This window comes from Streptomyces sp. NPDC051133 (genome assembly GCF_040682635.1).
Taxonomy (GTDB): domain Bacteria; phylum Actinomycetota; class Actinomycetes; order Streptomycetales; family Streptomycetaceae; genus Streptomyces.
The window spans coordinates 60,351-87,340 of sequence record NZ_JBFBBK010000036.1 but is presented as its reverse complement, the minus strand read 5'-3'; the positions used below and the strand labels follow the sequence as shown (position 1 = coordinate 87,340).

Sequence of the window (26,990 nt, the reverse complement as noted above, 5' to 3'; positions counted from 1 at the left end):
GGCGATGACGTTGCGGATGACCTTTTCCGTCTGCGTGTCCTCGGTGCCCTCCCAGACCAGGTCGGGGAAGACGGTGACCGGACCGATCACTTCGACGGAGTGGTCGCGACCTTGATCTGGCCGTCGACGATCTTCTTCTTCGCGGCGTCCAGCTTGGGCTGGATGTCGTCGATGAACCCACCGCTGGTGGCCAGGGAGACACCGTTCTTGGCGAGCGAGTAGACCTGGTTGCCGGCCAGCGGCTTGCCGTCGTGCACGGACTTGATGAGGTCGTAGACGCCGACGTCGACGTTCTTGACGACCGAGGTCAGGATCGAGCTCTTGTACTTGGCGAGACCCGGGATGTTGTACTGGTCCGAGTCGACGCCGATGGCCCAGGCGCCCTTCTTGCCGTTGACGGCCTCGATCGCGCCGTTGCCGGAGGAGCCGGCCGCCGAGTAGACGACGTCCGCGCCGTTGTCGAGCATGCCCTGCGCGGCCTCCTTGCCCTTGTCGGGGCTGGCGAAGCCGGAGGTGTCCGAGCCGTGCGACAGGTACTGCGTGTCGACCTTGATCTTGGCGTTGGTGTCCTTGACGCCCTGGGTGAAGCCCGCCTCGAACTTCTTGATCAGCGGGACGTCCACACCACCGATGAAGCCGACGTGCTTCGTCTTGGTCTTCAGCGCGGCGGCGACACCGGCCAGGTAGGAGCCCTGCTCCTCGGTGAAGGTGATGCTGTCGACGTTCTTGCCGTTCACGACCGAGTCGACGATGCCGAAGTTGATCTTCGGGTACTTCGCGGCGACCTTGGTCATGGACGGGGCGTAGGCGTAACCGACCGCGATGATCGGGTTGTAGCCGGCGTCCGCCAGGTCCGACAGGCGCTGCTCGCGGTCGGCCTCGGTGTCGGAGGTCTTGGCGGTCAGCTCCTTGACGGAACCGCCGAACTCCTTCTCGGCCTTGTCGGCACCGCGCGCGGCGGAGTCGTTGAAGGAGCGGTCGCCCCGGCCGCCGACGTCGTAGGCGAGACCGATCTTGATGCCACCCTTGCCGCCGCCGGAGGACGACGAGGTGGTGTTGTCGGAGGAGGTGCTGCCACACGCGGTGGCAGTCACGGCGAGGGCTGCGGTGGCGATACACGCAGCGGAAAGCTTGGCTACCCGGCGCACGGGAGGCTCCTTCACCTGACCTGAGCGCCGTGTCGGCGCTTGATGTGAGCACCTTGCCGGTGCTCGGGCCGAGGCGCCCCGGCGGCGTCGGCTTCGCGGCATCGTAACGCGCGTAGATGTCGCAAAAAACCCCCTCTCGAAGCCGTTATCGATTCGAGGCAAACAGCACCTGAACTCGCGATCTCCGGCGGGTCCCGGCACTGTCGCGCACCGTGTGCGAATGGCTTGCGAGCGTGTTGCGCCGACCTGGGAAGCGACCCCCGGGGCTCCGGGCCCCGGGCGCCGCGGGCCTCAGCCCTGCGTCCCGTTGGGCTCCAGGAAGGCCGCCGCCGTGAACATCTCCACGCCGACCGTGATCGCGCGCTCGTCGGCGTCGAAGTCCCCCTGGTGCAGGTCGCGCACCGTGCGGTCGCCGGGGGCGCGGACGCCGAGGCGGGCCATCGCGCCCGGCACCTCCTCCAGGTACCAGGAGAAGTCCTCGCCGCCGAGGCTCTGCTCCGTGCTCTCCACGGACCGCATGCCGCGCCGGGCGACCATGGACCGGCGCAGCAGTTCGGTGGACTCCCGGTCGTTGACCACCGGCGGAACGCCCCGCATGTAGTTGATCTCCGACTTGGCCCGGTGCAGGGTCGCTACCTCGTCGATGGCGGCGTGCACGATGTCGGGGGCGTCCCGCCAGGCGTTCAGGTCCAGGCAGCGGACGGTGCCGGACAGCTCGGCGTGCTGGGGGACGACGTTCGGCGCGTGGCCGGATTCGATCCGGCCCCAGGTGACGGCGAGGCCCGCACGGGTGTCGACCCGCCGGGCGACGAGCGCGGGCACGTCGATGGCGACGCGCGCGGCCGCGGTGACCAGGTCGGTGGTCAGATGCGGACGGGCGGTGTGCCCACCGGGTCCGTCCAGGGCGATCTCCAGCCGGTCGCAGGCGCTGGTGATCGGGCCGTGCCGCAGCCCGATCCGGCCGACCTCGACCCTGGGGTCGCAGTGCACGGCGAGGATCCGGCCGACGCCGTCGAGCACCCCGTCCGCGATGGCGCCCAGCGCCCCGCCGGGCAGGACCTCCTCCGCGGGCTGGAAGACCAGCCGCACGGGGCGGGTCAGCAGGCCCTTGGCGTGCAGGTCCGCGAGGACGAGCCCGGCGCCCAGCACGACGGTCGTGTGCACATCGTGACCGCACGCATGCGCCCGGTCGGGGATGGTCGACCGGTACGGGCAGTCCGTCTTGGTGTCCGGGATGGGCAGGGCGTCGATGTCCGCGCGCAGGGCGAGCACGGGTACGGGCGGGCGGCCGCCCCCGGTCAGCCCGATGTCACAGACGAGTCCGGTTCCGCTGGCGAGCACCCGGGGCCGCAGCCCGGCCCGCTCCAGCCGCTCCTTGATCGCGGCGGTCGTACGGAACTCCTGATTGCCCAGCTCGGGGTGCATGTGCAAGTCGCGACGGAAGGCGACGAGTTCGGCGTGCAGGGACTCGCTCAGCACGCCGGGGAGCACATCCCCCGAGAGGCCGGCCTCGGACTCTACGGACATCAACTGTTTCACCCTCTGAAGGGTAGGACGCCCGACTGGTCAAGTACCCCTCGATCAACAAAAGTTCAGCCCGTTAGGGGAAGAAAATCTGACCGGCGGACGCATGGCGGCGGACTCTGATGGGTAAAACCCTTCTTTCCTCCTTCCACGGATACCACGCCTGGTGGCACTCACGCGCGCCGTGTCCACGAACCGGACCCCGCGCCACGCCCCCTCCCGCTAGTGTCCGGCCCCGTGAGCGACGCCTGCGAGACCTTCCTGCAGCCCACCCGCACGTCCTACGACGCGATCGCCAAGGACTACACCGACAGCTTCCCGTCCGGCCTGTCCCATCCCCTGGACCACGCCCTGATCACCGCCTTCGCGGAACTGGTCCGGGCGAACGGCACCGCCCCGGTGGCGGACCTGGGCAGCGGCCCCGGCCACGTCACCGCGCTCCTGCACGAGCACGGCGTGCCGGCCTTCGGGGTCGACCTCTCCCCCACCATGGTGACGACGGCCCGCGAGGCCCACCCGGGGCTGCGCTTCCACGTCGGCTCGATGACGTCCCTGGACCTGCCCGACGCCACCCTGGGCGGCATCCTCGCCCTCTACTCCACCATCCACATCCCCGACACCCACCTGCCGGCGACGTTCGCCCATTTCCACCGCACCCTGCTCCCCGGCGCCCACGTCCTCCTCGCCTTCCAGACGGCCGCTGAACCCGGCCACCTGCACCTCACGGAGCGCTTCGGCCACGAGATCGACCTCGACTACTACTGGCGTACCCCGGAACAGATCACCGAGACCCTGACGGGAGCGGGCCTGGACCTGGTGGCGACGGTGCGCCGCGAACCCTCGGACGAGGAGAGACTGGCGCGGGCGTTCGTCCTGGCCCGGCGGCCCGGCGGCGGAGACTGAGCCGGGGCCCGCCGTCCGTTCGTGGTACGGCGGCGGGCGATCCCGTGGTGTGCCCGGCCGCGCCGTTCATGGGCGCGGCCGGTGGTGTCAGGTCGCCGCGGGGCTGATCCGTCCCGGGCGGCTCGGTGTGCGGTGGGGAAGGCCGACCGTCGCCAGGCGGTGGACGTCCCGGGCGGTGCCGGTGACGCCGGACAGGAAGCCCTGCGCCCGGGGCGAGGCCGTCTCGGTCAGCCAGGACGGGTCGATGTCGCAGACCGCGACGCGGACGCCGGTGCCGGCCAGGGCCAGGGGCAGGGTGTGGACGACCGTCGAGGGGAAGCTGAGGATCGTGCGGCCGATGGGGCCGCGGCGGGCGATCAGCTCCAGCGGGAGGTCCGGGCGGACGATCTCCAGCCCGGTCTCCGCGGCCAGGCGGTGCAGCTTCTCGGCGCTCTCTCGGCGGTGCGCGAAGTAGCGCGTCGTGCCGTGGGCCTTGGCCAGGTTGCGGACGGCCTCCAGATAGCGGTCGCCGTCCACGACGCCGGTCTCGACCAGCGAGGTGCCGACCATGTCCGCGCCCTTGGTGATGCGCGGCGGCCCGAACCGGGCGCGGGTCCAGGCGAAGTCGTTCGCGGTGACCGTGACGCCCTGCGGGGTCTCGGTCACCGGCATGGAGGAGAAGACCTCCACCTTCCGGCGGGCGCTGGGCGTCAGCCGGCGGCGGGCCGAGGAGGAGACCGGCGCGAAGAGCAGGTCACGGGCGCCGGGCCGGCCGCCCTTGCGGTGCCAGCGGACCAGCCGCTCGCCCCGGGCCAGCTGGCCGACGAACTCCATCGTCGCCGTGCCGTCGTCGACCACCACCAGGTCGCGCGCCTTGGTGATGGTCAGCAGCAGCTGTACGTAGCGGGAGAACGGGTCTCCCATGACGATCCGGTCGGCCCGCCTCAGAGCCCCGGTGAGGCCGCCGATCGTCTGGAAGGGGGCCGCGGGACCGCCCCGCGCCTCCTCCCAGCGGACCCGGTACCCCTCGTCCCGGGCCAGGTCCGCCATGCGGCGCAGCTGGCCCCGGGTCATGGGGTCGGTCGGGGACAGCACGACGACGGTGAGTTCCGCGCCGGCCGGTGCCGGGTCGCCGGCCACCGTCCGCCGTATCTGCGCGGGGACCGACGCCAGGGCGTCCGGTTCCGCGCCGCACAGTCCGTGCAGGTGGGCCCACTCCAGCACGTTCAGCAGCTGGACCGGGCTCTCCACGAAGGCGAGCATGCGGGGAGGGTGGCCGGTGTGACCGGCGCGGGGGCTCATCGGCGTACGACCGTCCCGTCGTAAGTGACCTGGTCTCACACCGCGACGGGCTCGCCGGCCGCCGCGGCGATCTCCGCCTCGGCGACGACGCCGGCGACGCGGCGCAGCTTCTTCATCGGGCCCTGCTCGGACTCGTAGACCTTCTTGACGCCGTCACCGAGGGAGGCCTCGATGGTGCGGATGTCACGGACGAGACGGACGAGGCCCTGCGGCTCCACGGAGGCGGCCTGGTCGGAGCCCCACATGGCGCGGTCGAGGGTGATGTGACGCTCGACGAAGGTCGCCCCGAGCGCGACCGCGGCGAGGGTGGTCTGCAGACCGGTCTCGTGGCCGGAGTAGCCGATCGGGACGTTCGGGTACTCCTTCTCCAGCGTGTTGATCACGCGGAGGTTCAGCTCCTCGGCCTTCGCCGGGTAGGTGGAGGTGGCGTGGCACATGAGGATGTTGTCCGAGCCGAGGACCTCGACCGCGTGGCGGATCTGCTTCGGGGTCGACATGCCGGTGGAGAGGATGACCGAGCGGCCGGTGGCGCGCAGGGCGCGCAGCAGCTCGTCGTCCGTCAGGGACGCGGAGGCCACCTTGTGGGCGGGGACGTCGAACTTCTCCAGGAAGGCGACGGCCTCGGTGTCCCACGGGGAGGCGAACCAGTCGATCCCCTTCTCCTTGCAGTACTCGTCGATCTGGCGGTACTCGTCCTCACCGAACTCCACGCGGTGGCGGTAGTCGATGTAGGTCATCCGGCCCCAGGGGGTGTCGCGCTCGATGTCCCACTGGTCGCGGGGGGTGCAGATCTCGGGGGTGCGCTTCTGGAACTTCACGGCGTCGCAGCCGGCCTCGGCGGCCACGTCGATCAGCTTGAAGGCGTTCTCCAGCTCACCGTTGTGGTTGATGCCGATCTCGCCGCAGATGTAGACCGGGCGGCCGGGGCCGACCTCGCGCGAACCGAACGTACGCAGACGGGAGTTGGTGCTCATCAGGGGAGTGTCCTTACTTGGGGAGGGAATCGAGAGAGGGGCCGAGGATCCAGCTGGCGATCTCTCGGATCGCGCCGTCACCGCCGGGGAGCGTGGTGACCGCGCGTGCGGCGCCGCGTACGACGTCGTGAGCGCTCGCGACCGCCACCGGCCAGCCCACGAGGGCGAAGCAGGGAAGGTCGTTGACGTCGTTGCCGACGTAGAGCACGCGCTCCGGCGCGATGCCCTGCTCCTCGCACCACTGTTTGAGGGCGAGGTCCTTGCGGTCGATGCCGTGCAGCACCGGGAGCTTCAGCTTCCGGGCGCGGGCGGCGACCACAGGGTTCTGTTCCGTGGACAGGATCAGCATCTTCAGGCCGCTCTTGCGCAGGGCCGCGATGCCGAGTCCGTCGCCGCGGTGCACGGAGACGAACTCCCGTCCGTCGGAGTCGATCAGCACCCGGTCGTCGGTCTGGGTGCCGTCGAAGTCGAGGACTACGGCGTCGATGTCGTCGTAGGTGGGGAGCGAACCGGGCCGGTCCGCGTCGAAGAGGGGCGCGAGCGCGCGGGCCCGGGCCAGGTCGTGCGGGTCGTCGATCTCCAGCACGCGCGCGGGATCGGTGCGCACGAGCTCCGTACGGCCGAAGAAGCGGTGCTGGTGCTTGCGGAAGCCGGCCGCGTCCATCGCGTAGGCGGCGCCGGTCTCCAGGAAGTCCTGGGGGCGGTCCTGCCTGCGTGGACGGTAGGACTTGTCGTGGTTGACGCCCACCCCGCCCTCGGTCTCCACGTCGGCCTCGCGCCAGATGAAGCCGTGGAAGGGGGCCACGGTGACGGCGGTGTCCGCGCCGTTCTCCACGACCGCGCCGGCCACCCCGTCGATGTCCTCGCGGACGATGAAGGGGCTGGTGCACTGCACGAGGAGCACCGCGTCGACGGCCGCGCCGTGCAGTGCCTCGTGGGCGTCCATGGCGTGCAGGACCGCGGCCTCGGAGGTGGCCGTGTCCCCGGCGATGGCGGCGGGGCGCAGCACGACCTCGGCGCCGGCCTCCCGGGCGGCGGCGGCGATGGCCTGGTCGTCGGTGGAGACGACGACGTCGGTCACCAGCCGGGTCGCCCGGCACTCGCGCACCGCGCGGGCCACCAGCGGGACGCCGCCGACGGGGGCGAGGTTCTTCGCGGGCACGCCCTTGGAGCCGCCGCGTGCGGGGATCACCGCGAGCACCCGGCGCACCGCGGCGCCTTGGCCCGTTTCCGGGTTCGACATGGGGTCCACTCCTTGGAAAGAGGTCACAGCTCCCCCATCCGGCGGATCACCGGGGCGACCCGCTGCACGCCGTGGCGGTAGGCGCCGCGCGCGGCCCGGCGAACGATCTGCCGGACCGGCCCGGGCGCCTTGTCGGCGGCGGGCGCGCCCGGCAGCGGGGTGCCGTCGGGGCCGAGGTGGTGGCGGGCGAGGATGCCGGGCAGATAGCCGGGCGCGGTCTCGGGGGTGTAGTAGGGGTTCAGTGGCGGCAGGCCGCCGGGGCGTTCCAGCAGTGCGGCGATGCGTTCGCGGGCGCCGTCGAAGGCCTTCTCGTACGAGCCTCCCCCGGAGGGGGTGCCCCCAGCGGCGACGCCCTGCCGGGCCACCCACTCCTCGTCCGGCACCGGCCGGTGGCCGGCGTCGAGCTGGTCCCAGGAGGCGAGGCAGCCGGAACCGGTGAAGTGGTGGTTGCCGAGCACCTCGCGCACCCCGAGGTCGGTGAGGACCACGGTGGGGACGCGGCGGTGCAGGGCTTCGAGGGCGGCGGTGGAGCTGACGGTGACGAGGAGGTCGGTGCGGTCCAGGACCTCACCCATGTGGCCGTACACCAGGCTGAAGTTGGCGGGCAGGTCCATGCCCTGCGCCAGCTTCTGGTACGGCAGCTCCTCGATGTGGGTGGTGTGTTCGCCGGGCTTGGAGCGCAGCTTCAGCAGCACCTCGCGGTCGGGGTGCTTGCGGGCGTGCTGGATGAGCCGGTTCAGCAGGTACGTACGGTCCTTGCGGCTGTCCGGGACGGACGGCTGGGCCGCGAACACCACCGTGAAGGGGTCGTGTCCGCCGGTGTAGGGCGCCCCGCCGAGGAAGGGCAGCGCGACCTCGGTGACCGAGGAGGCGTCGGCGCCCACCCCCTCGTACACGGCCCGGAACCGGTCCGCGTCGTGGCGGGAGTTGGCGAGGACGAGGTCCGCGCCGTGCCGCAGCAGCAGTCCGTCGGCGAGCTTCTCGTAGACGACACCCACGTATCCGGTGACGACGACGGGACGCCGGCCCGCGCCCCAGGCGCCGCGCAGCCCGTGCAGCATCGCCTGCACGCCGCCGCCGACCAGGGCGAGCACGAGGACGTCGTACCGGTCCTCGGGGCCTTCGGTCATCGCACGCAGGAACTCGACGCCGGTGACCTCGCGGAGGGAGTCCGCCTGGACACCGACCTCCTGGAGCTGGCGGGCGGTCGGGGTGGCACGCCCCCGCAGGAGGTAGCCGTCGGTCCGGACCTCGGCATCCGCGGGAGCGAGGCGCTGCGCGGTGAGCGCGCCCCACTTCCACCGGGTGTCGGAGTCCGCGAGGACGGCGACCCGCAGGGACTTCGTAGCACTTGCTGGCACGTCGAAGACGCTAGGAAGCGATTCCGAGGAACCGCCCAACCCGAATGCAACAAACGGTTAACAGCACATCGCCGAATGGCGAATCGGGCTCCGATCGCGCCGGGAAAAAGCCCGGTTCACAGCTTCGCCACGTGTCGTTCACCCGGTATCAAGCAAGCCGTCAAGACGAATGACGGGCTTCGCCCTAACGTCCCTGACGTGGTCAAGCTCTCCGTCATCGTGCCGTTCTACAACGTGCAGCAATATGCGCCCGACACGCTCAGGAGCCTGAAGGCGAACGCGCGTGAGGACTTCGAATTCATTCTCGTCGACGACTGTTCCCGCGACGGGACACCAGAGATTCTCGCGCGCGCGGAGCGCGAGCTGCCGGGCGCGGTCGTCGTCCGGCACGAGAAGAACGGAGGGCTGGCGACCGCCCGCAACACCGGCATCGACCGGGCGCGCGGCGAGTACCTGACCTTCCTGGACGGCGACGACTGGCTCGCCCCCGGCTACTACGAGCAGCTGGTCGGCGCGATCGAGGATCTCGGCTGTGACTTCCTGCGCACCGATCATGTGCAGTGCACGGCGCGGGCGCGCAGCGTGCAGCGGGTGCCGGTCGGCCGCCGGGGCGTCGTACTGAACCCGCGCGAGGCGATCCTGCCCGCCGACCGGTCCACCTCCGTCGACTACGCCTTCGCCTGGGCCGGCATCTACCACCGGCGCCTGGTGGACAAGGGGCTGCTGCACTTCACCGACGGGCTGCGCACGGCCGAGGACCGGCCGTGGATCTGGAAGCTGCACCGGGAGGCGGAGTCCTTCGCCGCGGTCAGCCTGCTCGGTGTGTTCTACCGGCGCGGGGTCGCCACGTCGCTGACCCAGATCGGTGATGTGCGCCAGCTCGACTTCATCCGCGCGTTCGACCAGGTCATCGAGGAGACCGCCGCCGACACGGAGGCCGCCTCCCTGCTGCCGAAGGCCGTCCGCACGTACTGCGCCATCATCTCCCACCATGTGGGATCCATCGAAAGGTTCGAGCCCGCGGTGGCGAAGAAACTGAAATCCATGAGTGCCGCGGCGCTGCGGCGCATGCCGCAGGACGTCCTGGACGAGGCTCTGGACTCGATGGACATCCAGCGCGCGGGCAAGCTGCGCCGGCTGCGCCGCCGTCCCGCCGCCGCGGGGGTCGCCGCGTGACCACCCAGATCTTCCAGGCGTCGACGCTGTACGGCGTGGCCACGCTCGCCGCGGCCCTGGACTCCGGCGCCTTCGGCCCCGCCGACCGGCGCATCCTGCTGGTCTGCAACAACGCGGCCACTCCCGAGACCACGACCGCCCTGGACGAGATGCCCGGCTTCGAGCGGCTGCGTGACCGCTTCGACGACGTGATCTCCTACAACGAGACGATCTTCCCGTTCCACCCCGGCGGCTGGGCCCCCCGCGTGGACGACATGCCGCTCTGGGAGCGGTACCTGCGCCACGAGTGGCACCTCGGCGACGACGGCGTGGAGCTGGCGGTCGAGTCGATCCAGGTCAACCCGTCCCTCGCACTCGCCCAGATCTTCACCGGCGCCCCGGTCACCGTCTACGCCGACGGCCTGATGAGCTACGGCCCCACCCGCAACAAGATCGACCCGCTGGTGGGCACCCGCGTGGACGCCGTGCTCCACCTGGACCTCGTGCCGGGCCTCGAGCCGCTGCTGCTCACCGAGTTCGACGTGCCCGGCGAGATCGTGCCGACGGCCGCCTTCACGAAGGTGCTGGCGGAGCTCGCGCCGCTCGGCGACGAGCTGCCGGAGATCGACGAGCCGGCGCTGCTGCTGGGCCAGTACCTCTCCGCGCTCGACATCCTCACCCCCGAGCAGGAGGAGAACCTGCATCTGCGGATGCTGAAGGGGGCTGTCGGACTCGGGCACACCAAGGTGGTGTTCAAGCCGCACCCCACGGCCCCGGCCCGCTTCACCCGTTCCCTGGAGCAGGAGGCGGAGAAGCTCGGGGTCGACCTCACCGTGCTCGACACGCCCGTGCTGGCCGAGGTGCTGTACCAGCGGATGCGTCCGGCGCTGGTGGTGGGCTGCTTCTCCACCGCGCTGCTGACCGCCTCCGCGCTGTACGGCCTGCCGGTCGCCCGGGTCGGCACCGACCTGCTGTTGGAGCAGCTGACGCCGTACGAGAACAGCAACCGGATCCCGGTCACCGTGGTCGACGCGCTGCTGCCGGAGCTCAGCGACCGTGCCGCGGTGACCGGGCAGCACCGGGGCAGGGACGTGGAGGCGCTGGGCGCCCTGGTGCGCGCGGTGGGCTTCGCGATGCAGCCGAAGATCCTTCCGAGGCTGCGTGAGGAGACCGAGCGGTACCTCGCGGAGAACCACGACGAGCGGACCCTGCGCTACTTCAAGCGCAGGCGTCTGACCTCGCTGGCGCTGCCCGGCGGGGTGCCCGCCCAGCTGGCGTTCATCCCGCGCAACGCGACGGTCCGCCGGATGGCCCGCAAGGCCCGCAATCTGCGCCGGGTCGTGAGCCGCTGAATACGCGTGACCGAATGAGGGCGGGCCCCGCGCGGGCCCGCCCTTTTCGTGCCGGCCGGAAGCAGAAGTGGCGAGCAGATGAACGAACGAGGTCGTCCGGGCGAATTCATGGAACATGAGCTCACCATGGAAATTCACATGAAAATCCGAGGCGATTAACGTTTGTTCGGGAAAAATATCGAGCATCATGCCTGCCTCGCCCACCACACTCACCAGCGCCCCGGCCGCCACCGTGCCGGTTCCCGCGCCGTCCGTCCCGAGCCGCCCCAAGAGCCGCCTGCACGCCCTGGACGGCCTGCGGCTCCTCGCCGCGCTGATGGTCTGCTGCTACCACTACGCCGGACGCGGCGGCACGATCTCCGAGTCCTGGCACGAGAATCCGGCCCACCTCTTCCCGCACCTGTCCCAGGTGGCGACGTACGGCTGCCTGGGCGTGCAGTTCTTCTTCGTCATCAGCGGTTTCGTGATCTGCATGAGCAGCTGGGGCCGCAGCCTCGGCGACTTCTTCCGCTCCCGGGTCGCCCGCCTGTACCCCGCCTACTGGGTCGCCCTGTTCCTGGTCACGGGAGCGGCGCTCGCCCTGCCCGCCGTCGTGCACGCGGTCCGCCTGGACGAGTTCCTGGTCAACCTGACGATGCTGCAGCAGCCCATGGGCGCCCCCCGGGTCCTCGGCGTGTGCTGGACCCTGTGGGCCGAGGTCCGCTTCTACGCGCTGTTCGCCCTGTTCGTCGTCCTGCGCGGGGTCACCTACCGGCGGGTGGTGCTCTTCTGCAGCGTGTGGACGCTGGCGACGGTGCTGACCAACACCTCCGGCAACGAGCTGCTGAAGCAAGTGGTCATGCCGGACTACGCGCCCTTCTTCATCGGCGGCCTCGCCCTCTACCTGATCCACCGCTTCGGCAGCGACCTGCTGCTGTGGGGCATCGTGGCCGTCTCCTGGCTGCTCGGACAGAGCAACGCCGTCCGTGGGCTCTGGCACCCCGGCGCGCACGGCGACTTCGTCCGCGACCCGCACGTCATCATCCTGATCGTCACCCTCGCCTTCGCGTCCGTGGCGGTCGTGGCACTGGGCTGGGCCAACTGGGCCAACTGGTCCTGGCTGGTCACGGCAGGCGCGCTGACGTACCCGTTCTACCTGGTCCATGAGCACCTGGGCTGGTTCGCCATCCGGGTGCTGCACCGGGGCCTGGGCCTGCCGACGTGGCCGACGTTCGTGACGACGGTGCTCGGCATGCTGGTGCTCGCGTGGCTGATGCACCGGTTCGTGGAGAAACCGTTCGGCCCGCGACTGCGCAGGGCCATGAAGAGGGTCCGCACCCAGGGGATCGCGGACCGGCTCACGGCGCCGGAGAACGGCAAGGGGACCGGCTGAGCGGACGGGACCTCCGGACGTTGAGCATCCGTTCATCTCCTCTTCGCTTCTGAACGGACCCCCGGGGCAGGCACCGCCCCATGCCTACCACCCAGGAAGCGACGCGACCGCCCCACCGTCTCGACGACGTGCCCGGCTGGTTCCCCGTGCTCGACCAGCTGCTCTTCGACCGGCTCCTGAACCTCCAGGAGGCCGCCGGAACCCACGGCGACCTCCTGGAGGTCGGCGTCTACATGGGCAAGAGCGCGATCTTCATCGGCCGGCACCGGCGGCCCGGGGAGCGGTACACCGTGTGCGACCTCTTCGAGGGCGACGCCCCGGACGGCGCCAACCAGGCGGAGTCGGCCAAGTCCTACGGCGCCCTGACCCGGCAGGTCTTCGAGGAGAACTACCGCTCCTTCCACGACGACCTCCCGCGCGTCCTGCAGGGCCCCAGCACCCTGGTGTCCGCCGAGGTCGCGCCCCGCTCCTGCCGGTTCGTGCACATCGACGCCTCGCACCTGTACGAGCACGTGCGCGGCGACATAGGCGCGGCCCACGATCTGCTGCTCGCCGACGGCATCGTCGTCCTCGACGACTTCCGCTCCGAGCACACGCCGGGCGTCTCCCTGGCCGCCTGGGAGGCAGTGCTCAACCGGGGCCTGCGCCCCATCTGCCTGAGCACGCAGAAGCTCTACGGCACCTGGGGCGACCCGGTGCCGGTCCAGGAGGAGCTGCTCGCCATGGCGCGGGAACGGACCGACTGTCACCTGAGCGTCCAGGACGCCGCCGGGCACCGGCTCGTCCGCCTGAAGTCCAAGGGGATGCGGGCGCCGGACTTCCCGCCCTCCCGGCACGCGGAACGAGCCGGCCGGACCACGGCCGGGTCCGGGACGCCCGCGCCCGCTCCCGCGGCACCGCCCTCTCCCGCGGCACCGCCCGCCCCTCGCGGGAGCCGGGTCCGCCGGGTCGCCGCCGATCTGCTGCCCCCGGTCCTCACGCGGGCGATCCGCGGCGCGCGCACCCCACGGGGCTGACCGCCGGCTCAGCCGATGCCGTACCGCGCCCCGATGCCCGCGACCACGACCGCCAGTCCCTCCTCGAACTGGCGGTCGTAGTCGTCGAAGAGCAGCTCGCCGACCGCCGCCGCGAGCGGGAAGCCGGCCAGGCGCCGGGTGCGTTCCGCGATGTCCAGCGGCTCCCGGTGCTCCTCCGCGCGGGGCCGCATGCCCTGCTCCTCGGTGACGAAGCCGATGGTGTAGGCGGTCGCCGTGCGGCCCGCGTCGACCGCCTGGGCGAGGGTGAAGCCGGCGTCCGTCAGCAGCCGCAGACTGGCCTCCAGTTCGGGGGCGTGGTCGATGCCCGTGAAGCGGGTGCCGCTGAAGACCTTGGCGCCGTCGCGGTAGCCGAGCAGCGCGTCCCGCAGTCCGCGGTTCGTCTTCAGCAGCCGCTCCCGCCAGCCGTCCGCCGGATCGAGTGCGGCACCGGCCACCATCCGCCGGTACATCTCCGTCGCCATCTCGTCCAGCAGCGCCTGCTTGTCCTTGAAGTGCCAGTACAGGGCGGGCGCCTTGACGTCCAGCTCCTTGGCGATGGCACGCAGCGTCAGTCCGTCCAGGCCGACGTCGTTCAGCAGCCGCAGCGCGGTGTCCGCGACCCGGCGGCGGTCCAGGGGTGCGCGTTTCTCGGGGCTCACGCTTGACAGCTTAACAGCGTTAAGGGCACGCTCGTCGGCGACGGCACTTAACGGCGTTAAGGAGATGTGTGATGGACGTACTGATCGTGGGCGCGGGCCCCACCGGGCTGACCCTCGGCATCGACCTCGCCCGGCGCGGGGTGGAGGCCCTGGTGGTGGAGCGGGCCGAGGGCCTGTTCCCCGGATCACGCGGCAAGGGCATCCAGCCGCGCACCCAGGAGGTCTTCGACGACCTCGGCGTGCTGGAGGCGATCCGGGCGGCGAGCGGCCCCTACCCGGACCGGATGATCTGGAAGGACGGCGAGCGGGCGGGCGCACAGCCGATGTTCGAGAGGCTGGAGCCGGACGAGGGCACGCCCTGCACCGAGCCGCTGATGATCCCGCAGTGGCGCACCCAGGAGGTGCTGTACGCGCGGCTGGTGGAGCTGGGCGGACAGGTCGCCTTCGGGCGGGAGGTGACGGGGCTGACGCAGAGCGCGGACGGCACGCGCGTGCTGTTCGCCGACGGTACGACGGTCCGCGCGCGGTACGTGGTCGCGGCCGACGGCGGACGCTCGGTGCTCCGGCGCGCCCTGGGCGTCGGCATGACCGGGGAGCGGGTCGACCCGGCGCCGTTCGTGGTGGCGGACGTCCGGGTCGACGGTCTGGACCGGGACCACTGGCACGCCTTCCCCGCGGACGACGGCAGCTCCCTCGGGCTGTGCCCGCTGGCCGGCACGGAGGACTTCCAGCTGGCGGCGCGCCTTCCGGAGGGCTCGGAGCCGGACCTGACCCTTGACGGCATCCGCGCGCTGGTGGCCCGGTACGCGCACCTGGCCGCCGAGGACGTGACCGAGCTGCGCTGGGCGTCGGACTTCCGGCCGCGCACGGGGCTGGCCGACCGCTTCCGGGTGGGCCGGGTCTTCCTCGCGGGCGACGCGGCCCACGTCCACTCACCGGCGGGCGGGCAGGGGCTGAACACCAGCGTCCAGGACGCCTACAACCTCGGCTGGAAGCTGGGCGCGGTACTGCGGGACGGGGCGCCGGAGACCCTCCTCGACACCTACGAGGAGGAGCGGCGGGCGAACGCCGCGGCCATGCTGGAGCTGTCGACCGGGGTGCACCGGGGAGAGGTCCGGCGGGGCAGGGCGACGGTGCAGCTGGAACTCGGGTACCCGCGGTCGTCGCTGACCGAGGAGACCCGGCGGGGCCCTGCCGGCGTACGGGCGGGCGACCGGGCGCCCGACGGCACGGTGGACGGCGTACGGCTCTTCGACGCCTTCCGGGGCCCGCACTGGACGCTGCTGGGCGCGGGGGCGCCGTCCGCCGCCGGACTCCGCGTGCTGCCGGCCGCCCCGGAGTCGTACGGGCCGGGTGTCTTCCTGGTCCGGCCCGACGGCTACGTCGGCTGGGCGGGCGCCACCACGCAGGGCCTGGGCGCCTACGCGGCCCGGACGGGCGCCCCCGCGGCGGGCTGAACGGCCGGTCCGGCCGGCGGCTCAGGTACTGGCCAGTGTCAGCTTCACCGCGAAGCCCAGGAACAGCGCGCCGGCCGCCGAAGTCGCGGTGGCCGACAGCCGCTTGCGCCGGCGGAACGCGGCGGCGAGGCGGGTGCCGCCGAATATCAGCGCGCTCAGGTACAGGAAGCTGGCCAGCTGGGCGAGGGTGCCGAGGACGACGAAGGACAGGGCCGGGTAGGCGTACCCCGGGTCCACGAACTGCACGAAGAAGGCGACGAAGAACAGGATCGCCTTGGGGTTGAAGAGGCTGACGACGAAGGCGCGGCGCAAGGGCCGCTCGTCCCCCGGAGCGGAGGCGACGGCCTCCGCCACGGGCTTCTCCCGCCGCGTCCGCCACATCTGCCAGGCGGCCCGCAGCATCCCGATCGCCAGCCAGGTCAGATATCCGGCACCGGCGTACTTCACGATCCCGAACAGCAGGGCGTTGGCCTTGAGCAGGGAGGCGACCCCGGCCGCGGACAGCGTCATGAGGACCGTGTCCCCGCACCACACCCCGGCGGCCGCGGTGTAACCCGCCCGCACACCGCGCCGGGCGGCGACGGACAGGACGTAGAGGGAGTTGGGGCCGGGCAGCAGGACGATCAGGACGAGTCCTGCCAGATAGGTGGGGAGATCGATGACGCCGAACATGGAAAGGAGTGTCGCACGGGGGTACGACATTCAGAACGCGTCGCTCGGCACATGACTGCCCCACACCTCCCGCAGCGCGTTGCACACCTCCCCCACCGTCGCCCGCCCGCGCAGCGCCTCCTTCATCGGGTACAGGACGTTGTCCTCCCCCTCGGCCGCCTTCTTCAGCGCGTCCAGCGCCGCGTCCACCGCCCCCTGGTCCCGCCCGGCCCGCAGGGTCCGCAGCCGCTCCGCCTGCCGGGCCTCGATCGCCGGGTCCACCCGCAGCGGCTCGTAGGGCTCCTCCTCGTCCAGCCGGAAGCGGTTGACGCCGACGACGACCCGCTCGGCGGAGTCCGTCTCCTGGGCGATGCGGTAGGCGTTCCGCTCGATCTCGGACTTCTGGAAGCCCTGCTCGATCGCGGCGACCGCCCCGCCCAGCTCCTCGACCCTGCGCATCAGGCCGACGGCCGCCTCCTCCACGTCGTCGGTCATCCGCTCCACCGCGTAGGAGCCCGCGAAGGGGTCCACGGTCGCGGTGACGTCCGTCTCGTGGGCCAGGACCTGCTGGGTGCGCAGGGCGAGGCGGGCGCTTTTGTCCGTCGGCAGCGCGATCGCCTCGTCGAAGGAGTTGGTGTGCAGGGACTGGGTGCCGCCGAGGACCGCGCCCAGCGCCTGGACGGCCACCCGGACCAGGTTCACCTCCGGCTGCTGGGCCGTCAGCTGGACGCCGGCCGTCTGCGTGTGGAAGCGCAGCATCAGGGACTTGGGGTTCTGCGCCCCGAACTCCTCCTTCATCACCCGCGCCCAGATCCTGCGTGCCGCCCGGAACTTGGCGACCTCCTCCAGCAGCGTCGTACGGGCCACGAAGAAGAAGGACAGGCGCGGGGCGAAGTCGTCCACGTCCATGCCGGCCGCGACCGCCGTGCGGACGTACTCGATGCCGTCGGCGAGGGTGAAGGCGATCTCCTGCGCGGGGGACGCGCCCGCCTCGGCCATGTGGTAGCCGGAGATCGAGATGGTGTTCCACTTCGGGATCTCGGCGGTGCAGTAGCGGAAGATGTCCGCGGTCAGCCGCAGGGAGGGCTGGGGAGGGAAGATGTACGTGCCCCGCGCGATGTACTCCTTCAGGACGTCGTTCTGGATCGTGCCCGTCAGCTGATCCGCCCTCACCCCCTGCTCCTCCGCCACCAGCTGGTACAGCAGCAGGAGCAAGGCGGCGGGCGCGTTGATCGTCATCGACGTGGAGACCTGGTCCAGCGGGATGCCCTCGAACAGCACCCGCATGTCCTCGACCGAGTCGACGGCCACGCCGACCTTGCCGACCTCGCCGTGGGCGATCGGTGCGTCGGAGTCGTGGCCCATCTGGGTGGGCAGGTCGAAGGCGACGGACAGGCCGGTGGTGCCGTGGGCGATCAGCTGCCGGTACCGGGCGTTCGACTCGGCCGCCGTACCGAAGCCGGCGTACTGGCGCATGGTCCAGGGGCGGCCGGTGTACATCGACGGGTACACGCCCCGGGTGAAGGGGTACGACCCCGGTTCGCCCAGCTTGGCAGCCGGGTCCCAGCCGGTCAGGTCGGCCGGTCCGTAGACCGGTTCGATGGGCAGGCCCGACTCCGACTCACGTGTCATGGATGCCTCCGCAGGACGTCTGCTACTCCTCACCATGCCCCGTAGTTCGGCGGCGGTCACGCGGGGAAGCATCCCCCGCATGAGGATCCCGGGCAGACCCGCCGCCGTACTCGCCTCGGCCGCCGCCCTCGCCGCCCTCTGCGGCTGCACCGCGCAGCCCACGGACGCCGACGGCAGGCCCCGCTCCCCGATACACATCGAGCTGCCGTCCGACCGGAGCGCCGAACCCACCCGGACGGCCCAGGACCCGCCCTCCCGTACGGCCCAGGACCCGCCCTCCCGTACGGCCCAGGACCCGCCCTCCCGTACGGCCCAGGAGCCGCCGGCCCGCGTGCTGTGGGCACGCGGTGACAGCGGGCCCGGGGTGCGGGAGCTGCAGGCGCGGCTGCGGCAGGCGGACTGGCTGTTCGACGGGCCGACGGGGTCCTACGACGACCTGACCGAGCAGGCCGTGCGGGGCTTCCAGGGCAAGCGCGGGCTGCCCCGGACCGGCCGGACGGACATCGTCACCTGGCAGCGGCTGGTGCACATGACGCACCGGCCCGGCACCTGGGAGCTGTACCTGATGGGCGGTCAGCCGGCCGGGGCACCCGACCCGCGCTGTCTGACCGCGCGCGCGCTGTGCATCGACAAGACGACGCGGACGCTGCGCTGGATGGTCGACGGGCGGACGGTGTCGACGACGGCGGTGCGGTTCGGCACGCAGTACACGCCGACCCGGGAGGGTGTCTTCCACGTCTACTGGAAGGCGCGGGACTGGGTGTCCACGCTCTACCACTCACCCATGCCGTACGCCATGTTCTTCAGCGGCGGGCAGGCGGTGCACTACTCGTTCGACTTCGCGGCGCGCGGATACGCGGGCGGCTCGCACGGCTGCGTGAACGTACGGGACGAGGTGGCGATCAGGCGGCTGTTCGCCGAGGTGAGGGTCGGCGACAAGGTCGTCGTCCACCGGTGAGGGGCGCGGAGCGCGGGATGCCGGCGCGGAGTGCGGATGCGGGGCGGGGGCGGGGGGGGGGGGGGGGGGGGGGGGGGGCGGGGGGGGGGGGGGGGGGGGGGGGGGGGGGGGGGGGGGGGGGGCCCCGCCCCCCCCCCGCGCCAGGTGCACGAGCCGTGGGTACGGGGGGAACCCCGGCTCAGTGCGACGGCCGATGACCAGTCGGCTCACTCATTACTGCGTCGGGGGCTCCAGAAACGTCACACCTCTGGCGGAGAATTTTTCTCGGATCACAAAGACCCAGGTCAGAGGGGTGATGCCGGTCTAGAGCGCGGAGTACGACGGGCTCGGTGACGGAGTCTCGGGCGTCCTGGTCGCGCGGTCGGGGTGCGCGGGCGCGAGGCGGGTGGGTGCGGGTGCGGCGCCGTGGCGGTGGTGGCGCCTGCCGTCACCCTCCCGGCCGCCGTCGCCGTGGCCACCGTCGCCGCGGCCGCCGTCCTTCTTGCCGCCGTCGCCCTTGCCGCCGTCGCCCTTGCCGCCGTCGCCCTTGCCGCCGTGTCCGCCGCGGCCGGGGTGACTCTCGTCGTCGCCCTTGCCGTCGCCGTTGCGGCCGCCCTTGCCCTTGCCGTTGTCGTCGCCCTGGCCCTTGCCGCCGTCGCCCTCGCCGCCGGGGGTGGCGGAGTCGCCGGTGGACAGGACGACCCGGCAGTACCGGCTCACGCGTGCGGAGCCGCCCGCCAGGTTCTCCAGCGCGCGCTTGCGGCCGGTGTCCAGGCCCTTGCCGTCCCGGATGTCGCGGCAGGCCGCGACGACGCCCTTCCACCCGGCGCCCGAGGTCGCGGAGGGGGCGCCGGAACCGGGCGCGGTGCTCGCGCCGGTGCCGCCGTCGCGTCCACCGGCCGCCTCGGAGGAGTGACCGCCGCCCGTGCCCGGTCCGCCGCTCGGCGCACCCGTGCCCGCTCCGAAGCCGGGGGTGGCCTGCGGAGACACCGAGCCGAGGGGGGCACCGGAGGTCGCGGAGGAGGAGACGGAGGCGCCGGGGGCCGGGTGCTCGTGCCGGAACGGCCCCGGCAGCACCCCGCTGCCCGCGGCCATCGCGACCCCGCCGACCGTGCCCGCGGCCACCACCGCGGCGAGCGCCAGGCGCACCGGGCGGGCCCAGCGGGGGCGCCGGGCCGGGATTCCGGTACGGGCCGGGGAGCCGATGCGGACCAGGCCCGCGTCGGCGTCGTGGGCGGATGCGCCGGAGCGCCGGCCGGGGGCGGCGTCGGCGAGGGCGGCGGTGCGTTCGGCCTCGGAGGCCTCGCGGGCCTTGCGGAACGCGGCCAGCGCGGCCTGCTCGCCGGGGAGTTCGTCGGAGGCGGGAGCCGCCTGCCCGGACAGCGCGCCGAGCGCCCGGGAGAGGCGTTCGGCCTGGTCATCCGCGCGGGCGTCGACGGCTTCCAGTGACTCACCGCGCAGCAGACGCTCCGCCGTCCTGCGGTTGAGCCACTTGTACTGCTCGTCGGCCATCACATGTCCTTCTGCGTCCGCGCGCGCGTATGCGTCACAGTGGCGGACGTCACCGCGCCCCGGCGCGGTTCTCGCTGGGGCGGGAGCGCGTCGAGCACGCCGGCCGATTCCGGATCCTCGCCGAGCAGCTCCGCGAGCCGCTTCAGGCCCCGGTGCGCGGCGGTGCGGACCGCGCCCGCGCGTTTGCCGAGGGTCTCCGCCGCGGTCTTGGCGTCGAGGCCGACGACCACGCGCAGGACGACCGCCTCGGCCTGGTCCTGCGGGAGCCGTGCGATGAGGGAGAGGGTGCGGTCGGTGGCCAGGGCCTCGATGGCCTCGCCCGCCGTGTCGGACTCGGCGGCCCGGCCGGTCAGCTCCGTCTCGTCGCCGCCTATGGCGGGGCGGCGGCCCCGCATGCGTATGTGGTCCAGGGCGCGGTTGCGGGCGATCCGGGCGGCCCAGCCCCGGAACCGGTCGGCATCGCCGCTGAACCGGTCCAGGTCCCGGGCTATCTGCAGCCAGGCCTCGGAGGCGACGTCCTCGGCGTCCGGGTCACCGACCAGCGTGCGCACGTATCCGAGCAGCCGTGGCTGCACCGCGCGGTAGACGGTACGAAACGCGGTCTCGTCACCGTTCTGCGCGGATCGCACCGCGGCGGTCAGTTCCGCGTCGTCCCCCAGCACCGCACTCCCTTTACGCCAGATGTTCGGTCGGCGCGAAAGGCACGTTACGACCTGAAACCGCTCGTCGTCCATGTCCGTAGAAGATGCAACTAACTCGTGACCGGGCTCGAATGTACGCAGGGTGAGGTCCGGGTGGTGCCGGGGTGTGACAGAAAACGCACTCATGGCGCTGAAGAGAGTACGGGCCGTTCGCGGCCTGTCCGCGCGACGGCCGGGGCCTCTCCTGTGGGGGGTGGCGGCCCCGGCCGTTGCCCAACGGTGGCCGCACGGCTCAGTTCTTCCCGCCGCCCTGCTTCGACTTGGCGGCCGAACTGCCAGAAGTGTCGCTTTTGCCTTCGCCGTTGCCGGTGGCGTCACTCCCACTTTCGCCAGAATTGCCGGACTTGCCCGACTTGCCGGATCTGGCGATGTTCTGCCCCTGCGCCGCGTCCACTTGGGCGGCGCAGTAGGAAGCGACCCCGTCCGGGCCGCCCGCCGCCGCCACGAGCCGCTGCCAGGCCGCCGAGTCCAGGGCTCCGCCCCGCTCCCCGGCCCGCGCGAAAGTACGGCAGTGCGCCGCGGTGTCCCGGGCGGTGTCCGGGTGCGCGGGGTGCGCGGCCGGGGTGCGGGATGCCCCCTCGGACGGGCCGCCGACCGTCGTCCCCGGGCCGCCGGCCGGCCGCTGCGGGGCGCTCGGGGACGGGTGGCGCGGGTGCGGGGTGTCCCGGCGGCCGTCCGTGCCGGACCCCACCGAGCCGATCGCCGCCACGGCGACACCGCCCAGCGTGAGGCAGGCGAGCGCCATCGAGAGCGTGACCTTCGGCGAGCGGCGCCCGCGGCGCGGCGCGGCGGGCCGCCAGTCGTCCCGGGACCGGGTCCGCACCCGGTGCGCCCCGGCCTCGCGGGCGGTGCGGAACGCGGCCAGGGCCCGGCGCTCGGCGTCGGGGTCGACACCGTCGGCGCGCAGCGCGGCGGCGAACCCGGCCTCCAGTGCGGCGAGGCCGGCGAGGCCGGTCATCGGGGTGCCGCCGGCGTCCGTGCCGGTGCGGTCCGGCGCGGAGACGGGGGCGGACCCGGAGGCGGCGGCGGTGCCGCCGGGGTGCGCGTGCGGGCGGCAGGGCAACCCTTCGCCGCTGTGCCGTTCACCCATGCCCGATCCCGTCCTCATCCGGTCCCTCACCCGCCGGGCCCGCGCGGCCCGGCACCGATGTCCGCGTCACATCCGGACGCCGACCCATCCGCACGCCGTTCCGTCCGTGCGCCGACCCATCCGTGCGCCGTTCCGACCGTGCGTCGGCCCGTACGGCGTTCCCCGCGGCGCTCCGCAGGCCGTGCCGCACGCCCTCTCGTCCCGTCCCACGGAACCCCACGGATCCCCACGGATGTCCCTGCGGATCTCCCTGCGGATCTCCGTACGGTTCTCCATACGGATCAGGGCCGCCGGCGTTCATCCCGACTTCCCCAGCGTCGGGGGCCCCTCATCCGTCACACCTCCCGCCGCCCGGCCTCCTCGGCGCCCGCGCCCGAGGTGCCCGCGCCCGAGGTGCCCAGTTGCCGGGCGAGACGTTTCAGCCCGCGGTACGCGGCCGTGCGGACGGCGCCGGGGCGCTTGCCGAGGACGCGGGCGGTGGCCGGGCCGTCGAGGCCGACGACCACCCGGAGCAGGACGGCCTCGGCCTGGTCCCGCGGGAGCCCGCGGACCAGCTCCAGCGCCCGCTCGGTGGACAGCGACTCCAGCGCCTGCTCGTGGGTGCTGTGCCGGCCGGGCAGCTCCAGCGCGTCGTGTTCGAGGGCCGCCGCCCGGGGCCGTACCCGCTGGCGGCGCAGATGGTCCAGGGCGCGGTGCCGGGCGATGGTCGCCGTCCAGCCGCGGAAGCCGGCGCCGTCGCCCTGGAACCGGCCGAGGTCCCGGGCTATCTCCAGCCAGGCGTCGGAGGCCACGTCCTCGGCGTCCTCGCCGACCAGGCCCCGCAGATAGCCGAGCAGCCCGGGCTGGACGATCCGGTAGGCCACCGCGAAGGCCGCCTCGTCACCGTCCTGGGCCCGCGCGACGGCCGCGCCCAGCTCCCCGTCCCGCGGCTGCGGGCGGCGGGGTTCCGCTCCCTGGCCCAAGACCGTCCTCGTTCGTGCCGAGTTCATGGCCACTGTGTGGCGCGTCCCTCACGGTGCGACACGCTCCGGCCGTGTCTCCGCCCTCCATGGTCATCAGCGTCGGGCCTCACAGAAGTGTCACAGCGGGCCGATGTCCCTTGCGCGGACGGCGCGGTGACGTTCCGCAGGCAGGCGCCGCAGGACTGCCCCGTGACGCACCTGCCGGGCATCGGCTCGGACCTCGGCCACCCGGTCCCGGCCGGCTCATCCCGCCTGGGCCGTCGCGTCCCGGCAGAGCAGGCGCAGCGAGCCCTGGCCGCCGAAGCAGCGCCGGGCCTCGTCGATGGGGTCCCACAGCCGGCCGTCGCGGGTGCGGACCCAGTGGTCGCCGCCGGCCGTCCACCACTCGGCGCCGGTCTGGCGGACGATCACCTCACCGGCGTAGGCGCCGAAGCCGCGCAGCACGCTCTCGACCGCCGCGTACGGCGGTTCCTCCCGGCGTATCTCCTCGATCATCCGGTCCACCCGCCACAGGCTCTGCGCCGAGTAGTCGAGCCGTACCCGGGCGCCCTCGCGCATGGTCGCGACCGCGTCCGCCGCCCACCGCGCGGGCTTCGCCGCGGCGGTCGGCCTGGTCTCCTGCTGTGCTGTCAGGTACTGGGCTGTCACATAGAGAAGAGCGAGCCGGGCGGTGCTTCCGTCACCGCGATCCGAAACGTTTCGGCAACAGGCGCAGGACTACCCCACGTCCACCGCACGACACTCACAGGACTCCCCCACGCAGGGGGTTTGAACGCCCCGCGCCGCCGTGGCCGCGCACGCCTCTCAGGAACCGGCCCGCGCCCGCCGGGAGACCACCGCGCGCAGCACCCGGCGTCCCTCGACCGACACGTCGAGCGCCCGGCGCAGCCCCTGCGGCCCGTGCCCGGCGAGGAGTTCCAGCACGGCCGTCTGCCGCCGCAGCTCGGCCGCGACCAGCGGGGGCAGCTCCTCCGTCTCGCCCGCCCGCCCGGCGTCGAGACCGTCGGCCGACGGGCCCTCCGCGGCCGGGTCGAGCAGCCGGTGGATGCGCAGGGAGGCGACGGAGCAGGCGTCCGCCCAGGGCCGTACCGCGTCGGCGGTGCGCTCGGCCGGGGCCGCGTCCAGCATCCGGCGCACGAGCCGCGCGGCCTCGTCGTCGGCGGGATCGGCCGAGCCGAGCACGGAGCGCGCCTTGTCCAGGCTGTCGCTCCAGCCCGAGCCGTCGGAGAGGTGCGCCCACAGCGGGCGCAGCAGCTCGTCGTCACCGCCGAGCAGGGGCAGACACCGATCCAAACAGGCCAACCCACCGGCGGCCAGTCCGCGTTCGTCGGCCTGCGCGATCAGTTCCACCAGGCTCATGGAAGCCTCCCTCGCCAGGGCGCCGCCTTTACGGAGCCCGCACTTCCCCTTACTGCGTGCGACGGCGGGGGAGTGTCACAGCCGCAGCTTTTCAGCCAACGACCGGGCTCGGCAAGGGGCCTGCGAGGGCCTTGTGGCGCTGCATCCGGGTCAGGTGGACGACCACCAGGACGGCCAGGATCGCGGCCACGGCGTCGAGCGCGTCGGAGAACAGCATCAGCCCGGCCGCGCCCCGCAGTTCGGACGGCGTGTCGGCGTTGTCGTACCGCGTGTACGCGAGCCGGCCGACGAAGAGGCCGATGACCCACACCGTCCACCAGGCGTTGACCGGCGCGTGCCGGACCCGCGCGCCCCAGGGAGCGCTGGCGTCCCAGGCGTCCACGACGATCCGGCGCGGGAACCACAGGTTGACGACCGGGCAGAACCAGCCGCCGATCGTCCAGCCGCGCCGCATGCGGTGCGCGGACCGGTCGAACACCTCGGCGTTCACCCGCACCCGCCACAGCCAGCACAGGTAGACGACGGCGGTCGCCACCAGGACGAGCGCCTGGGCGACGCCGGCGACGCCGTAGAGGGTGTCCGCGTGGCCGGCGCGGCCCGCCACGGCGGAGCCGGTGGCGCCGTCCGCGAGATCGGCGCCGACGTTCATCTCCAGCATGTCGGCGTAGACCGCGAACAGGTCGACGGCGACCGTCACGCCGAGCAGCGCGGCGGCCGCCCGGCCGAGCCCCTCCGGCGAGCGCAGGGCCGCACCGGGCACGAAGGACGGAGCGGGCATGGGTGAGGTCATGATGAGGTTCCCCCGAGGATGACGCCGACGACGGGCACGCGGCGGCCTTCCCCGGCCGGACGTGCGGACAAGGGAACATACGGTCCGGCGGCGTCGCACGTCCACTCGAATCGATCACCCGGCGGCCACCCGGAGCGGCTCAGCCCAGCCGGTCCGCCAGCGCCTTGAAGTCGGCCCAGGACAGCGCGGGTTTGCCCGGGTCCCACAGCTTCTGCACGGTGGCCCTGAGCGGCATCCGGATCCCGGCCGCGACCTGCGCCTCCGTCTGGGCGTTCGGGAAGTCGCCCCACACCGCGAACGAGCCGCCGGGGATCTGCCCGTCGTAACGCGCCGGCACGGCGGCCGTGCCGCGCAGCACGCGCGGATTCCACTGCTCGTAGATCCGCTGCCCGGTCGGATAGACGAAGGTCTGCGGCTGCCCGAGCACGTAGTAGAGGAACTCGTCGTTGTAGTTGAGGACCTCGCGGCCGTCGCCCAGGTACTCCTCGGGCTGCCGGGCGCCGATCTCCTTGCCGGTCCAGTAGGCGACCTGGATGTCCTTGTCCGGCTGGACGGAGGTGTCCCTGTAGAAGCCGTCGTTCCAGGCGCGGACGGTCTTGCCGTGGGCGCGGACGGTGGCGGCCCGGTCGTTCGTCCAGCCGGTGGCGAGGTCGGCGACGGTGCCGTCGGAGCCGTACTTCCGGCGGGCGGCGGCGGCCAGCTGCGGATAGGAGGCCTGCGGGTCCTTGACGGTCAGCGCCTGGTACTCGTCTCCGCCGAGGTGCCACTGGCCGCCGGTGAACAGCCCCGCGTACTCGTTCAGCAGGTCGTCGATCAGCTTGGCCGAGGCGGGCTCGGAGATGTCGATCGCTCCCTTGGTCGCCACCCCGCTCGCGTTGCGCAGCTGCAGGTCGGGGTGGGCGGCGAGCACCGCGCCCAGGTGCCCGGGCGAGTCGATCTCGGGGACGACGGTGATGTGCCGGCTGTTCGCGAGGTCCACGATCTTCTTGACCTGTGCCTTGGAGAGATGGTCCTTGGAGACGATCTCCGGGTGGCTGGTGGACTCGATCCGGAAGGCCTGGTCGTCGGAGAAGTGCAGCCCGAGCTCGTTGTACTTCAGATCCCCCAGCTCGCGGATCCGGTCCTCGATCCAGCTCTCGCCGAACGGCTTGCGCGCGATGTCCAGCGTGAACCCGCGCACCGGCTTGGCCGGCTGGTCCCGCACGACCCCCTCGGGGGCCGTACCGCCACCGTGGACCTCCTGCTTCAGGGTCCGGGTGCCGTAGAAGACCCCCGCCTCGCCGGGCCCGCCGATGTCCACCCGCCCGTCGCGCACGGTCATGGTGTACGACTCCTGGTTCCCGCCCCCGCCCCCCAGCGCGAGCCGGACGTCCCCCGCCCTGACGTCGTCCCTCTGCCCCGCGTACGTCAGCCCCAGCTCCCCGGCGATCAGCCGCCCCGCGTCGGCCAGCCCGGCGTCGGCGACGACCACCCGCTCGCCCTTGTGCGGCTGCCAGCCGGGGCCGCGCGCCGGGGTGTGGGAGCGCACCGCGGGAATCGTGCGGGGCGTCTGCGAGAGCGGATACGACCGGCTCGGCGACGGCGTGCCGGCCGGGTCGTGCCCGGACGGTTCTCGCGCCGCGCCCTGGCTCGCCGCGTCGCCGCCCTCACCGCCCGAGGACGCCCACACGCCGACACCCGTGCCGAGGGCGACGGTCCCGACGACCGCTGCGGCCACCACCGCGCGCTTCCGTATCACCTGCTGCGCCGAGTCCCGGCGCCTGTGCTGGGTCACTCAGCCAACGTACGACCGATACGGCCCTCATCGGTCATCCACGCGTCCCCAAACTCTCCCGTCCGGGTGAATTTTCATGCATCACACGGACACACAGTGACCACTCTCGATAACCTGACGACACACATTTCACAGCA

General features: G+C 72.6%; 24 protein-coding genes. 7 read left to right on the top strand and 17 right to left on the bottom strand.

What is annotated here, in order from left to right; all coding sequences use genetic code 11:
* Positions 1 to 86: 86 nt before the first annotated feature.
* Together AB0N17_RS31340 and AB0N17_RS31335 are read right to left on the bottom strand one after the other, a co-directional pair.
* Positions 87 to 1,148, bottom strand: a complete 1,062-nt coding sequence (locus tag AB0N17_RS31340) for a BMP family ABC transporter substrate-binding protein (RefSeq protein WP_366014940.1) — start codon at positions 1,146 to 1,148, stop codon at positions 87 to 89.
* Positions 1,149 to 1,439: 291 nt separating this feature from the next.
* Positions 1,440 to 2,675, bottom strand: coding sequence for an amidohydrolase (locus AB0N17_RS31335; RefSeq protein ID WP_366014939.1), 1,236 nt, complete (start codon positions 2,673 to 2,675; stop codon positions 1,440 to 1,442).
* 234 nt (positions 2,676 to 2,909) lie between these two features.
* Between AB0N17_RS31335 and AB0N17_RS31330 the strand changes: the two genes are divergently transcribed.
* Positions 2,910 to 3,575 (top strand): class I SAM-dependent methyltransferase, encoded by a 666-nt coding sequence (locus AB0N17_RS31330; RefSeq protein ID WP_366014938.1) that lies wholly within the window; start codon positions 2,910 to 2,912, stop codon positions 3,573 to 3,575.
* 87 nt (positions 3,576 to 3,662) lie between these two features.
* Here AB0N17_RS31330 and AB0N17_RS31325 read toward each other — a convergent pair whose 3' ends face one another.
* The 4 genes from AB0N17_RS31325 to AB0N17_RS31310 are packed head-to-tail and all read right to left on the bottom strand — an operon-like array spanning position 3,663 to position 8,434.
* Complete coding sequence (locus AB0N17_RS31325) at positions 3,663 to 4,856, bottom strand: hypothetical protein (protein WP_366014937.1); 1,194 nt, start codon at positions 4,854 to 4,856, stop codon at positions 3,663 to 3,665.
* Between the two features lie 35 nt (positions 4,857 to 4,891).
* Positions 4,892 to 5,830 (bottom strand): N-acetylneuraminate synthase family protein, encoded by a 939-nt coding sequence (locus AB0N17_RS31320; protein WP_073888930.1) that lies wholly within the window; start codon positions 5,828 to 5,830, stop codon positions 4,892 to 4,894.
* Positions 5,831 to 5,843: 13 nt separating this feature from the next.
* Positions 5,844 to 7,073 (bottom strand): N-acylneuraminate cytidylyltransferase, encoded by a 1,230-nt coding sequence (locus AB0N17_RS31315; RefSeq protein ID WP_366014936.1) that lies wholly within the window; start codon positions 7,071 to 7,073, stop codon positions 5,844 to 5,846.
* 23 nt (positions 7,074 to 7,096) lie between these two features.
* Entirely contained in the window at positions 7,097 to 8,434 is a 1,338-nt protein-coding gene (locus tag AB0N17_RS31310) for a DUF6716 putative glycosyltransferase (RefSeq protein ID WP_366014935.1), read from the bottom strand.
* A 198-nt stretch (positions 8,435 to 8,632) separates the two neighbouring features.
* Here AB0N17_RS31310 and AB0N17_RS31305 point away from each other — a divergent pair, with 198 nt between their 5' ends.
* The 4 genes from AB0N17_RS31305 to AB0N17_RS31290 all read left to right on the top strand — a co-directional run bounded on the left by AB0N17_RS31305 (position 8,633) and on the right by AB0N17_RS31290 (position 13,329).
* Positions 8,633 to 9,610 (top strand): glycosyltransferase family 2 protein, encoded by a 978-nt coding sequence (locus AB0N17_RS31305; RefSeq protein WP_366014934.1) that lies wholly within the window; start codon positions 8,633 to 8,635, stop codon positions 9,608 to 9,610.
* Positions 9,607 to 10,941: an alpha-2,8-polysialyltransferase family protein gene (locus AB0N17_RS31300; protein WP_366014933.1), complete on the top strand. Its 1,335-nt coding sequence runs from the start codon at positions 9,607 to 9,609 to the stop codon at positions 10,939 to 10,941. Before AB0N17_RS31305 ends, AB0N17_RS31300 begins: the two co-directional genes overlap by 4 nt.
* A gap of 187 nt (positions 10,942 to 11,128) precedes the next feature.
* Positions 11,129 to 12,313, top strand: a complete 1,185-nt coding sequence (locus AB0N17_RS31295) for an acyltransferase (protein ID WP_366014932.1) — start codon at positions 11,129 to 11,131, stop codon at positions 12,311 to 12,313.
* Positions 12,314 to 12,393: 80 nt separating this feature from the next.
* Positions 12,394 to 13,329, top strand: coding sequence for a class I SAM-dependent methyltransferase (locus AB0N17_RS31290; protein ID WP_366014931.1), 936 nt, complete (start codon positions 12,394 to 12,396; stop codon positions 13,327 to 13,329).
* A gap of 8 nt (positions 13,330 to 13,337) precedes the next feature.
* Here AB0N17_RS31290 and AB0N17_RS31285 read toward each other — a convergent pair whose 3' ends face one another.
* A complete protein-coding gene (locus AB0N17_RS31285; protein WP_366014930.1) occupies positions 13,338 to 13,988 on the bottom strand; it encodes a TetR/AcrR family transcriptional regulator C-terminal domain-containing protein in 651 nt (216 codons plus the stop codon).
* A 71-nt stretch (positions 13,989 to 14,059) separates the two neighbouring features.
* Between AB0N17_RS31285 and AB0N17_RS31280 the strand changes: the two genes are divergently transcribed.
* The gene (locus tag AB0N17_RS31280; protein ID WP_366014929.1) at positions 14,060 to 15,445 is read left to right on the top strand and encodes an FAD-dependent monooxygenase; all 1,386 of its coding nucleotides are present in this window, start codon (positions 14,060 to 14,062) and stop codon (positions 15,443 to 15,445) included.
* Between the two features lie 21 nt (positions 15,446 to 15,466).
* Here AB0N17_RS31280 and leuE read toward each other — a convergent pair whose 3' ends face one another.
* Positions 15,467 to 16,117, bottom strand: coding sequence for a leucine efflux protein LeuE (gene leuE, locus AB0N17_RS31275; RefSeq protein WP_366014928.1), 651 nt, complete (start codon positions 16,115 to 16,117; stop codon positions 15,467 to 15,469).
* A gap of 30 nt (positions 16,118 to 16,147) precedes the next feature.
* Positions 16,148 to 17,728 carry a methylmalonyl-CoA mutase family protein gene (locus AB0N17_RS31270; RefSeq protein WP_366014927.1) on the bottom strand — a complete coding sequence of 527 codons (1,581 nt, stop codon included), beginning with the start codon at positions 17,726 to 17,728 and terminating at the stop codon, positions 16,148 to 16,150.
* Positions 17,729 to 17,807: 79 nt separating this feature from the next.
* On the opposite strand from AB0N17_RS31270, the gene AB0N17_RS31265 reads away from it, so the two are divergent.
* Positions 17,808 to 18,686 (top strand): L,D-transpeptidase family protein, encoded by an 879-nt coding sequence (locus tag AB0N17_RS31265; protein WP_366014926.1) that lies wholly within the window; start codon positions 17,808 to 17,810, stop codon positions 18,684 to 18,686.
* 303 nt (positions 18,687 to 18,989) lie between these two features.
* Here the strand turns inward: AB0N17_RS31265 and AB0N17_RS31260 are convergent, their stop codons facing one another.
* The 8 genes from AB0N17_RS31260 to AB0N17_RS31225 form a co-directional block, all read right to left on the bottom strand.
* On the bottom strand, positions 18,990 to 20,177 hold the full coding sequence (locus tag AB0N17_RS31260) for a hypothetical protein (RefSeq protein WP_366014925.1): 1,188 nt from the start codon (positions 20,175 to 20,177) through the stop codon (positions 18,990 to 18,992).
* Positions 20,177 to 20,839 carry an RNA polymerase sigma factor gene (locus tag AB0N17_RS31255; RefSeq protein ID WP_366014924.1) on the bottom strand — a complete coding sequence of 221 codons (663 nt, stop codon included), beginning with the start codon at positions 20,837 to 20,839 and terminating at the stop codon, positions 20,177 to 20,179. Before AB0N17_RS31255 ends, AB0N17_RS31260 begins: the two co-directional genes overlap by 1 nt.
* A 271-nt stretch (positions 20,840 to 21,110) precedes the next feature.
* Positions 21,111 to 21,968: a hypothetical protein gene (locus AB0N17_RS31250; protein WP_366014923.1), complete on the bottom strand. Its 858-nt coding sequence runs from the start codon at positions 21,966 to 21,968 to the stop codon at positions 21,111 to 21,113.
* A 335-nt stretch (positions 21,969 to 22,303) separates the two neighbouring features.
* The gene (locus tag AB0N17_RS31245; protein WP_366014946.1) at positions 22,304 to 22,930 is read right to left on the bottom strand and encodes an RNA polymerase sigma factor; all 627 of its coding nucleotides are present in this window, start codon (positions 22,928 to 22,930) and stop codon (positions 22,304 to 22,306) included.
* 243 nt (positions 22,931 to 23,173) lie between these two features.
* On the bottom strand, positions 23,174 to 23,563 hold the full coding sequence (locus AB0N17_RS31240) for a hypothetical protein (protein ID WP_366014945.1): 390 nt from the start codon (positions 23,561 to 23,563) through the stop codon (positions 23,174 to 23,176).
* Positions 23,564 to 23,734: 171 nt separating this feature from the next.
* On the bottom strand, positions 23,735 to 24,289 hold the full coding sequence (locus AB0N17_RS31235; protein WP_366014922.1) for a hypothetical protein: 555 nt from the start codon (positions 24,287 to 24,289) through the stop codon (positions 23,735 to 23,737).
* A gap of 91 nt (positions 24,290 to 24,380) precedes the next feature.
* Positions 24,381 to 25,079, bottom strand: a complete 699-nt coding sequence (locus tag AB0N17_RS31230; RefSeq protein ID WP_366014921.1) for a DUF4328 domain-containing protein — start codon at positions 25,077 to 25,079, stop codon at positions 24,381 to 24,383.
* Positions 25,080 to 25,218: 139 nt separating this feature from the next.
* The gene (locus AB0N17_RS31225) at positions 25,219 to 26,853 is read right to left on the bottom strand and encodes a glycoside hydrolase family 20 protein (protein WP_366014920.1); all 1,635 of its coding nucleotides are present in this window, start codon (positions 26,851 to 26,853) and stop codon (positions 25,219 to 25,221) included.
* Positions 26,854 to 26,990: the final 137 nt, after the last annotated feature.